At 58.9% G+C, this 9,480-nt stretch carries 10 protein-coding genes and 1 rRNA gene; 5 read left to right on the top strand and 6 right to left on the bottom strand.

The window, feature by feature from the left end; translation table 11 throughout:
- A 5S ribosomal RNA gene (rrf, locus tag AACY50_RS28795) occupies window positions 1-81 on the top strand; the annotation flags it as partial.
- Window positions 82-256: 175 nt separating this feature from the next.
- On the opposite strand, the gene AACY50_RS15810 is transcribed toward rrf, so the two are convergent.
- Complete coding sequence (locus AACY50_RS15810; protein ID WP_339432316.1) at window positions 257-973, bottom strand: response regulator transcription factor; 717 nt, start codon at window positions 971-973, stop codon at window positions 257-259.
- A 167-nt stretch (window positions 974-1,140) separates the two neighbouring features.
- Between AACY50_RS15810 and AACY50_RS15805 the strand changes: the two genes are divergently transcribed.
- Window positions 1,141-2,673: a sensor histidine kinase gene (locus tag AACY50_RS15805; protein ID WP_339538823.1), complete on the top strand. Its 1,533-nt coding sequence runs from the start codon at window positions 1,141-1,143 to the stop codon at window positions 2,671-2,673.
- 167 nt (window positions 2,674-2,840) lie between these two features.
- Here the strand turns inward: AACY50_RS15805 and AACY50_RS15800 are convergent, their stop codons facing one another.
- The 4 genes from AACY50_RS15800 to glyQ form a co-directional block, all read right to left on the bottom strand.
- Window positions 2,841-3,620 carry a lysophospholipid acyltransferase family protein gene (locus tag AACY50_RS15800; RefSeq protein ID WP_339432318.1) on the bottom strand — a complete coding sequence of 260 codons (780 nt, stop codon included), beginning with the start codon at window positions 3,618-3,620 and terminating at the stop codon, window positions 2,841-2,843.
- Window positions 3,621-3,702: 82 nt separating this feature from the next.
- Window positions 3,703-4,242: a D-glycero-beta-D-manno-heptose 1,7-bisphosphate 7-phosphatase gene (gene gmhB / locus AACY50_RS15795; protein WP_339538822.1), complete on the bottom strand. Its 540-nt coding sequence runs from the start codon at window positions 4,240-4,242 to the stop codon at window positions 3,703-3,705.
- A gap of 4 nt (window positions 4,243-4,246) precedes the next feature.
- On the bottom strand, window positions 4,247-6,301 hold the full coding sequence (gene glyS, locus AACY50_RS15790; RefSeq protein WP_339508366.1) for a glycine--tRNA ligase subunit beta: 2,055 nt from the start codon (window positions 6,299-6,301) through the stop codon (window positions 4,247-4,249).
- On the bottom strand, window positions 6,298-7,251 hold the full coding sequence (glyQ, locus tag AACY50_RS15785; protein ID WP_034152298.1) for a glycine--tRNA ligase subunit alpha: 954 nt from the start codon (window positions 7,249-7,251) through the stop codon (window positions 6,298-6,300). Before glyQ ends, glyS begins: the two co-directional genes overlap by 4 nt.
- A gap of 81 nt (window positions 7,252-7,332) precedes the next feature.
- Between glyQ and tag the strand changes: the two genes are divergently transcribed.
- The 3 genes from tag to AACY50_RS15770 all read left to right on the top strand — a co-directional run bounded on the left by tag (window position 7,333) and on the right by AACY50_RS15770 (window position 9,142).
- The gene (gene tag, locus AACY50_RS15780) at window positions 7,333-7,890 is read left to right on the top strand and encodes a DNA-3-methyladenine glycosylase I (protein WP_339508368.1); all 558 of its coding nucleotides are present in this window, start codon (window positions 7,333-7,335) and stop codon (window positions 7,888-7,890) included.
- Between the two features lie 40 nt (window positions 7,891-7,930).
- Window positions 7,931-8,818: a lysophospholipid acyltransferase gene (locus AACY50_RS15775; protein WP_339538821.1), complete on the top strand. Its 888-nt coding sequence runs from the start codon at window positions 7,931-7,933 to the stop codon at window positions 8,816-8,818.
- An 84-nt stretch (window positions 8,819-8,902) separates the two neighbouring features.
- Window positions 8,903-9,142 (top strand): PilZ domain-containing protein, encoded by a 240-nt coding sequence (locus AACY50_RS15770; protein WP_339432323.1) that lies wholly within the window; start codon window positions 8,903-8,905, stop codon window positions 9,140-9,142.
- 1 nt (window position 9,143) lies between these two features.
- Here AACY50_RS15770 and AACY50_RS15765 read toward each other — a convergent pair whose 3' ends face one another.
- Entirely contained in the window at window positions 9,144-9,458 is a 315-nt protein-coding gene (locus tag AACY50_RS15765) for a tetratricopeptide repeat protein (RefSeq protein ID WP_339432325.1), read from the bottom strand.
- Window positions 9,459-9,480: the final 22 nt, after the last annotated feature.

Below are 9,480 nucleotides of genomic sequence, written 5' to 3'. Positions count from 1 at the left end.
CATCCCGAACTCAGCAGTGAAACGATGCATCGCCGATGGTAGTGTGGGGTTTCCCCATGTGAGAGTAGGTCATCGTCAAGATTAAATTCCGAAACCCCAATTGCGAAAGCAGTTGGGGTTTTGTTTTTTGGCTCGAAAAAGCTTCCTTAGAGTAACTGTCCGGTCACCCACTCCTGATCGTTCTCCAAATTAGCCAGGATAGTAGACACCATTTTTTAGTGCGCACTATCTTGGAGGTAGGGTAGCGTTCGGACGCTTACTTCGCTATCGACACACTTTCTAACCGATATCCATAACCGTAAATTGTCAGCAGTTGCCAACCCCGATCCGCTGTGAGTCCTAGCTTGTTGCGCAGGCGATAAATGTGGGTATCCAGAGGTCTCGAGGAAGCCACTTCTTCATGGGGCCAGAAGCGCTCGTAAAGATAGTCGCGTGATAACGGCCGACCGAGATTGCTGAACAGACAGCGCGCCAACCGATATTCGCGCTCCGTCATGACGATCGCCTTGCCTTCGCGGGTGACGCTCAGTTCGGCGTCATCGAAGGTCAAATCATTGAAGCAGCGGACTTCAGTAGCGGCTGTACGTTGCAGACTGTGTCGGCGCAGTACCGCAGCAACTCGAGCCTTCAGTTCGTTGGGGCGAAACGGTTTGCTGACATAGTCATCAGCTCCCGCATTCAACGCCTGGACGATATCGCTTTCTCCGTCGCGACTGGTAAGCATGATCGCGGCCGGTGGTGCTTCCATGTGTTCGCGGGTCCAGCGCAAAAGGGCCAGGCCGGAGAGGTCGGGGAGTTGCCAGTCGAGGATTAGCAGGTCGAAGGTTTCCCGGCGTAACTGTCGCAGCAGGTCTTCGCCACGTTCGAAGCTGTGCAGTGACCATGGCTGGTCTCCGACTTCAGCCATTTGTTGCAGGGTTTGCTCGACCCGGCGCAGTTCGGCGGGCTCGTCGTCCAGTATTGCAACGCGCATACGCGGTTCTTCCCTGTTGCTGGGGCGGTGGGGTGTCGACAATACCGGCTCGCCCATCGCTATGAAAGTATGCGGCCGCCATTGGTCGACGTCCGCTATGATTCTCCGTTCTACGTCTTCAGACCTGTGGCCTATGAAACCATTCACCTACCCCTGCCGTTTTTCCCATGAATGATCGGCGTCGGTACGAAAGTCGTGAACCCAGCCAAGTGCAGCGACTGTTTCGACAGTTGGTACGCGAGTGGTTGTGGATAAGTCTAGTGCTGTTGCCGCTGACTGCATTGCTGTCCTATCGCGCGCAGATCAACCTGCACGCTGCGGGTCCTGGGGGGGGAGCGATGCTGTCGGTCGGCATGGTGGCGTTTGTGTTGGGTTTGCTGCTTTGGCGTCCGCGCTGGGCGCTCTGGATAACGCTGACAGGCATGGCGTGTGCGCTGATGGCCAGTGCCGGGCTCGCTGAAATGCGACGTTGGTGGTCGCCGACACCTGCGGTACTGGGCATGTTGTTCGGCTATTTGATTTGGAACTGGCGACGTCTGAGTGTGGTGTTGACCTACTTCGGTTGGGAGTTGGCGCGGTTGGACAGCGAGCCGAAAGTCTTTCCCGAACGACGCCGCACACAACTCACCGGCGCCGATCGATTGCAGGGCCAGATCATGGCGCTTGAGCAAGCCATGAGCCGCACCCGTGATACCCGGCGTTTCATCGCTGACGGCCTGGAATACCTGCCGGTCGCGACACTGATCAGCGATCCAAAGGGGCAAATCCTGCTGGGCAATCGAAAGGCTCGCCATCTCTTCGAAAATCAACTGGTGGGCGACGATATCCTCGTTCAACTGGCGCGCCTCGGTTATCCAGAGTTGTCTACCGAGCCACACCCACTGTTGTCCGCGCTGCCACTGTTGGAGTTCAGAGATCACAAGGAACGCAGTCTGCGCCTGGAACGTGCGGCACTGCTGCCGGTAGACGGTGACACGCCCATCGGCTGGCTGTTGAGCCTGACAGATCTGAGTGCTGAACGCGCGGCGGAAGAACAGCGCGGTGTGTTGCTGCGCTTTCTCTCCCATGATCTGCGTGCTCCGCACTCGGCGATTCTCGCGTTGCTCGACGTCCACGGTCATCAGGCTGGTGCTGACTCGCCGTTGTTTGAACAGATTGAGCGTCAGGTCCGTCGCGCTCTGGATCTGACCGATGGCTTCGTGCTGCTGGCGCGCGCCGAATCTGAGGCCTATCAGTTTCAGCCAACGTTGTTCGCGATGTTGGTGCTCGACGTGCTGGATCAGGTCTTACCCATTGCCCAGCAAAAACGCATCGATGTGTTTCACGACATGGATGAGCAATCTCAGGAGCGGCTGATACAGGCCGACCAGGGGTTGCTGACCCGTGCCTTGTTCAACTTGCTGGAAAACGCGATCAAATACAGCCCGGCGGATAGCCGGATCGCGCTGCGTGTCAGTTGTGGCGGCGAATGGCTGCAGTGTGAGTTGACCGATCAGGGCAAGGGCATTGCCGCGCAGGAACTGCCGGATTTGTTCAGTCAGTACCGGCGTTTTTCATCCGCCCAAGGCATTGATGGTGTAGGCCTGGGCCTGTCGATGGTCAAGGCTGTGGTCGATCACCATGGTGGCCGCATCGAGTGCCGCAGCGTGGTTGATCAGGGCACCACGTTTGTCCTTGAGTTGCCGCTGATCCCTGAGTAAACAGATACAAAAAACCGGCTATATCAGCCGGTTTTTTTACATCCGAAAAAAACTTATGCACCATTTACGGCGTTTTATGAGCTTGGGAAATATATAAGTAAATCAATCTCTTATATTGAATATTCAAGCTTTTTCAACAAAACCGTACACAGGTTATCCACAAAATCTCAGACAGCCATTTGATCGCTGGCGGCGGGGGCTTGTGGGGCCGGTGGCAGTGAACCCATGTCGCGCTGGGTCTTCTCGTTCCACGCTTGCACACGGTCATTGAGTTCGGCGATGGCGCGGGGGCCAGTACCTTCGGCATACATCGGCTCGCCGATGACCACCGTGATCACACCGGATTTTTTCCCCCAGCCGATTTTCGGCCAGAATTTGCCGGCATTGTGTGCAATCGGCAGCACCGGAAGTGCAGCATTTACCGCCAAAGCGCTGCCACTGCGGGAGAACTTGCCGACAGTGCCAAAAGGAACGCGTGTACCTTCAGGGAAGATCAGCACCCAAACGTTGTCCTTGAGCAGTTCATCACCTTTGGCCGCGACTTGTTTAAGCGCGGCTTTCGGGTTGTCGCGATCGATTGCGATCGGCCGCAGCATCGCCATGGCCCAGCCGAAGAACGGCACGTAAAGCAGTTCGCGCTTGAGCACCTGGCTCAGCGGCGAGAAATACGCGGAGAGAAAGAACGTCTCCCAAGTGCTCTGGTGGTTCGATTGAATCACGCAGGGCTGGTCAGGCACGTTTTGCGCGCCTTTGATTTCGTAACGGATACCCAGAAACACCTTGGTCAACCACAAGGCGCAACGGCACCAGTACACGTTGATAAAACGATAACGCGCCTTGAATGGCAGAAAGGGCGCGATGAAAAAGCTCAGGCTGCACCACAGCAAGGAGGTGGTGCCCAGCAGCAGGTAAAAGAGGAAGATTCTGATGGCCCGCAGTATCGACATGGCGACGTTTACCGTTACGGGCAATGCCCGACTGTTCAAGCGCACTCCCGATCAATCCCTGGTCAGGAATTTCAGAAGTACTCTAGTTGTGGATAAGTTCTGCGGCAATCGCCGCTAGATCGTCAAAAATCAGAGTGCCAACCGGCAGGGTTTTGCCCTGAGTCTTTTCGCCTTTCCCGGTCTTTACCAAAACGGGTTGTGAATCGACGGCTTTGGCGGCCTCCAGGTCACCAAGGCTGTCACCGACGAACCAGACATGGGTCAGTTCGATGTTGTAATGCGCCGCGATGGTTTTCAACATCCCCGGTTTAGGTTTGCGGCAATCGCACCCCTCGTCCGGCCCATGCGGGCAATACACGATCAAACCGACCTCGCCACCCTGCTCCGCCACCAGTTCGCGCAAGCGCGTGTGCATGGCGTCGAGGGTGGCGAGGTCGTAGTAGCCGCGAGCAATGCCTGACTGGTTGGTGGCGACCGCCACCGTCCAGCCGTCCTTGCTCAACTGCGCAATCGCCTCGATCGAGCCGGGCAAAGGAATCCACTCCTCCACCGACTTGATGTAAGCGTCGGAGTCGTAATTGATCACTCCGTCACGATCGAGAATCAGCAGTTTCAACAGCAATCCCTCAACCCAGCAGCGAAATGTCGGCCACGCCCAGGAACAGGCCACGCAGTCGCGCCAGCAGCGCGTAACGGTTGGCCCGCACATTGGCGTCTTCGGCATTGACCATCACGGCGTCAAAGAACGCATCCACCGGTTCACGCAATGCCGCCAGGCGTGCCAGCGATTCGTTGTACTGACGCGCGGCGGCCATTGGCTGTACAGCCTGATCCGCTTGCTGGATCGCCGAATACAGCGAGAACTCGTTGGCATTGTCGAAGTACTTGGCCTGTACCTCAGTCGGTACAGCGCCTTCAAGCTTGCTCAGCAAGTTGGAAACACGCTTGTTGACCGCCGCCAGCGCTGCCGCCTCCGGCAGTTTGCGGAAGGCCTGAACCGCTTGTACACGCTGGTCGAAGTCCAGCGCCGAACCTGGCTTCAGGGCACGTACCGACAGGTAGGTCGCCACGTCCACGCCTTCGTCTTCGTAACGCGCACGCAGACGGTCGAAGATGAATTCCAGCACGGAGTCGTTGAGGCCGGCAGCCTTGACCTTGGCACCGAACGCATTCACGGCGAAGGCCACGGCGTCGTTCAGGTCCAGATCCAGTTGTTTCTCGATCAGGATGCGCAGCACGCCGAGAGCCGCACGGCGCAGGGCGTACGGGTCTTTGCTGCCGGTTGGCAGCATGCCGATGCCAAAGATGCCGACCAGCGTGTCCAGTTTGTCAGCGATCGCGACGGCGGCACCGGTCAGGGTCGCCGGCAGTTCAGCACCGGCGCCGCGTGGCATGTACTGCTCGTTCAGTGCCAGCGCGACATCTTCCGGCTCGCCGTCATTGAGGGCGTAGTAGTAGCCGGCGACACCTTGCATCTCCGGGAACTCGCCGACCATTTCGGTGGCCAGGTCGCACTTCGACAGCAGGCCAGCGCGGGCAGCCCACGACGCGTTGCCGCCGATGCGTGCGGCGATATAAGCCGCCAGTTTCGAAACGCGCTCGGCCTTGTCGTAGACGCTGCCGAGTTTTTCCTGGAACACCACGTTCTTCAGGCGATCGTTGAAAACTTCGAGTTTCTGCTTCTTGTCTTGCTTGAAGAAGAACTCGGCGTCGGTCAGGCGTGGGCGAACCACTTTCTCGTTACCGGCGATGATCTGCTGCGGATCTTTGCTTTCAATGTTGGCGACGGTGATGAAGCGTGGCAGCAACTTGCCGTCGGCATCCAGCAGGCAGAAATACTTCTGGTTGTCCTGCATGGTGGTGATCAGTGCTTCCTGCGGCACGTCGAGGAAACGCTCCTCGAACGAGCACACCAGCGGCACCGGCCATTCAACCAGTGCGGTCACTTCGTCGAGCAGCGCCGGCGGAACGATTGCGGTGCCTTCCTGGCGGGTGGCCAGTTCTTCGGTGCGCTTGCTGATGATCTCGCGACGCTCGTTGGCATCGGCCAACACATAAGCGGCGCGCAGGTCGGCGAGGTAGCTCGACGGCGAGCCGATGCGAACGCTTTGCGGGTGGTGGAAGCGGTGACCACGAGAGTCACGGCCAGCCTTCTGCGCGAGGATGGTGCAGTCGATGACCTGGTCGCCGAGCAGCATCACCAGCCATTGGGTCGGACGCACGAACTCTTCCTTGCGCGCACCCCAACGCATGCGTTTCGGGATTGGCAGGTCGTTCAGCGAATCTTCGACGATGGTCGGCAGCAGGCTCGCGGTCGGCTTGCCGGCGATGTTCTGGCTGTAGCGCAGTTTTGGGCCGCTCTGGTCGATTTCGCTCAGATCGACGCCGCACTTCTTGGCAAAGCCCAAGGCTGCTTGCGTTGGATTGCCTTCAGCGTCGAACGCCGCCTGACGTGGCGGGCCGTCCAGGTTGATGCTGCGATCCGGCTGCTGGGTGGCCAGCGCGGTGATCAATACAGCCAGACGACGCGGCGCGGCGTAGACGGTTTTCGTCTCGTAGCTCAGGCCGGCGGCTTGCAGGCCCTTGTCGATACCGGCGAGGAACGCGTCGGCCAAAGTGTTCAGGGCTTTGGGTGGCAGTTCTTCGGTGCCCAGTTCAACCAGAAAATCTTGCGCACTCATTGTGCAGCCTCCAGCTTGGCCAGTACTTCGTCACGCAGGTCCGGGGTCGCCATCGGGAAGCCCAGCTTGGCGCGAGCCAGCAGGTAGGCTTGCGCAACGGAACGCGCCAGGGTGCGCACGCGCAGAATGTATTGCTGACGCGCGGTCACCGAGATCGCCCGGCGCGCGTCCAGCAGGTTGAAGGTGTGCGAGGCCTTCAACACCATTTCGTAGCTCGGCAACGGCAGCGGCTGGTCGAGTTCGATCAGGCGCTTGGCTTCGCCTTCATAGAAGTCGAACAATTCGAACAGTTTGTCGACGTTGGCGTGTTCGAAGTTGTAAGTGGATTGTTCCACTTCGTTCTGGTGGAACACGTCGCCATAGGTCACTTTGCCCATCGGGCCGTCAGCCCAGACCAGGTCGTAGACCGAGTCCACGCCTTGCAGGTACATGGCCAGACGTTCCAGACCGTAGGTGATCTCGCCGGTCACCGGGTAGCACTCGATGCCGCCCGCTTGCTGGAAGTAGGTGAACTGAGTGACTTCCATCCCGTTGAGCCAGACTTCCCAGCCCAGACCCCAGGCGCCGAGGGTCGGCGATTCCCAGTTGTCTTCGACGAAGCGAATGTCGTGGACCAGTGGGTCCAGGCCGACATGCTTGAGGGAGCCCAGGTACAGCTCCTGGAAGTTGTCCGGGTTCGGTTTCAGGACTACCTGAAACTGATAGTAGTGCTGCAGACGGTTCGGGTTTTCGCCGTAGCGGCCGTCAGTTGGACGGCGACTTGGCTGCACGTAGGCGGCGTTCCAGGTTTCCGGGCCGATGGCGCGCAGGAAGGTCGCGGTGTGGAAAGTGCCGGCGCCTACTTCCATATCGTAGGGCTGAAGTACCACACAACCTTGCTCGGCCCAGTATTGCTGGAGCGCGAGGATCAAGTCTTGGAAGGTACGCACGGCTGGCGTAGGCTGGCTCACGAAATTCACCTGTTTCTTGGGCTGCGATTTAAAGAGCGGGAGTATACCCGATTCGTTGCTGCGCACGCCCCCTGGAGCCTTATGCCACGCTGCTTTTGGTGTACCGAAGATCCGCTGTACATGGCTTATCACGATCAGGAGTGGGGCACGCCGCTACGCGATGCGCAGGGTTTGTTCGAGTTGCTTTTGCTCGAAGGGTTCCAGGCCGGGCTTTCCTGGATCACCGTACTGCGCAAACGCGAGCGTTATCGCCAGGTGTTGTTCGGCTTCGACGTCCAGCGCGTCGCGCAGATGACTGACGCCGAAATCGACGAATTGATGCGCGATCCGGGGATCATCCGCAACCGCCTCAAACTCAATGCTGCCCGGCGCAATGCCCAGGCGTGGCTGGCGCTGGAGAACCCGGTGGAGTTTCTCTGGTCGTTCGTTGGCGACCAATCGATCGTCAATCACTTCAAGGATCGCAGCGAAGTCCCGGCCATCACCCCCGAAGCGCTGGCGATGAGCAAAGCCCTGAAAAAGGCCGGGTTCACGTTCGTCGGCCCGACCATTTGCTACGCGCTGATGCAGGCCTCGGGCATGGTCATGGATCACACGCAGGACTGCGACCGCTACGCGCAACTCGTCAACGGCGGTTAGAATGGCCGCCTCGCGCACAGCACAAGATCAGGAGTGACCTGTGGAAAAGTTTAAAGGCGCCTTGCTGGTAGGCGCTCTGCGGCTGTTTGCCCTGCTGCCATGGCGGGCGGTGCAGGCCGTGGGTTCGGCGATCGGCTGGATCATGTGGAAAACCCCCAACCGTTCACGCGACGTGGTGCGGATCAACCTCGCCAAGTGTTTTCCTCAGATGGACCCGGCTGAGCGTGAACGTCTGGTCGGCCAGAGCCTGAAAGACATTGGCAAGTCCCTGACCGAAAGCGCCTGCGCCTGGATCTGGCCAGCCCAGCGTTCCATTGATCTGGTGCGCGAAGTCGAAGGCCTCGACATCCTCAAGGATGCACTGGCCTCGGGTAAAGGCGTGGTCGGTATCACCAGCCACCTGGGAAACTGGGAAGTGCTCAACCACTTCTATTGCAGCCAGTGCAAACCGATCATTTTCTACCGTCCGCCCAAGCTCAAGGCTGTGGATGAATTGCTGCGCAAACAGCGCGTGCAGTTGGGCAACAAAGTCGCCGCTTCCACCAAAGAAGGCATCCTCAGCGTCATCAAGGAAGTGCGCAAAGGTGGTGCGGTGGGCATTCCGGCCGACCCGGAACCGGCCGAATCCGCCGGGATCTTCGTGCCGTTCTTCGCCACTCAGGCGCTGACCAGCAAATTCGTACCGAACATGCTCGCTGGCGGCAAAGCGGTTGGCGTGTTCCTGCATGCATTGCGTCTGCCCGATGGTTCCGGCTACAAAGTGATCCTCGAAGCCGCGCCCGACGCCATGTACAGCACCGATACCGAGACGTCCTGCGCGGCCATGAGCCAAGTGGTCGAGCGTTATGTGGCGGCGTATCCGAGCCAGTACATGTGGAGCATGAAGCGTTTCAAGAAACGTCCACCGGGCGAGGAGCGCTGGTACTGAGGCGTTGGAGATCATGATTGGCATGATCTGTGGATAACTTCACCTCCAGGGTTATCCACAACCGTTCATTCAAGGGCGCAGCAGATGTCCGAACACCGCAAATCATTGCGTATCAAGATCAGTCACGACAGCTTTGGCGAATGCCTTGGGCAAACGCGCAACCTGTCGCCTACCGGGGTGTATGTCCAGCATTCGCGTTTGGCGTCATTGCCCAAGGGCGCGGTGGTTTACGGGCAGGTGCAGGATTTACCCACAGGCGCGCCACGAGTGCGGATGGAAGTGGTGACGGTGGATGCCGACGGGATCGGCTTGCGCTATCTGTAGATCATTGCGCCTGACGATCGAGCTTCTTCAGAAACACCGTCATTTCCTTCTCGGCCTGCTTGTCGCCATGGGCGCGGGCCGCTTCCAGACCTTGCTCCCAGGCGTGGCGTGCGGCGGCGCTATCGCCGAGCGCCAGTTGCGCCTTGCCCAACAGTTTCCACGCCGCCGAATATTTCGGATCGAAACCGACACAGCGCTCAAAGTGCTCGGCAGCCTTGGCGTTCTCTCCCAGGTCCAAGTATCCCTTACCCAGGCCAAAGCGCAGCAGGGCGTTATCCACACCCTTGGCGAGCATTTTTTCCAGGGATTGGAGCATTTGTGGATTCCTTTCTGTGGAG

The sequence above is a fragment of the Pseudomonas sp. RA_15y_Pfl2_54 genome, from assembly GCF_963971015.1.
Taxonomy (GTDB): domain Bacteria; phylum Pseudomonadota; class Gammaproteobacteria; order Pseudomonadales; family Pseudomonadaceae; genus Aquipseudomonas; species Aquipseudomonas baetica_A.
This window is presented reverse-complemented; position numbering and strand designations above follow the sequence as displayed.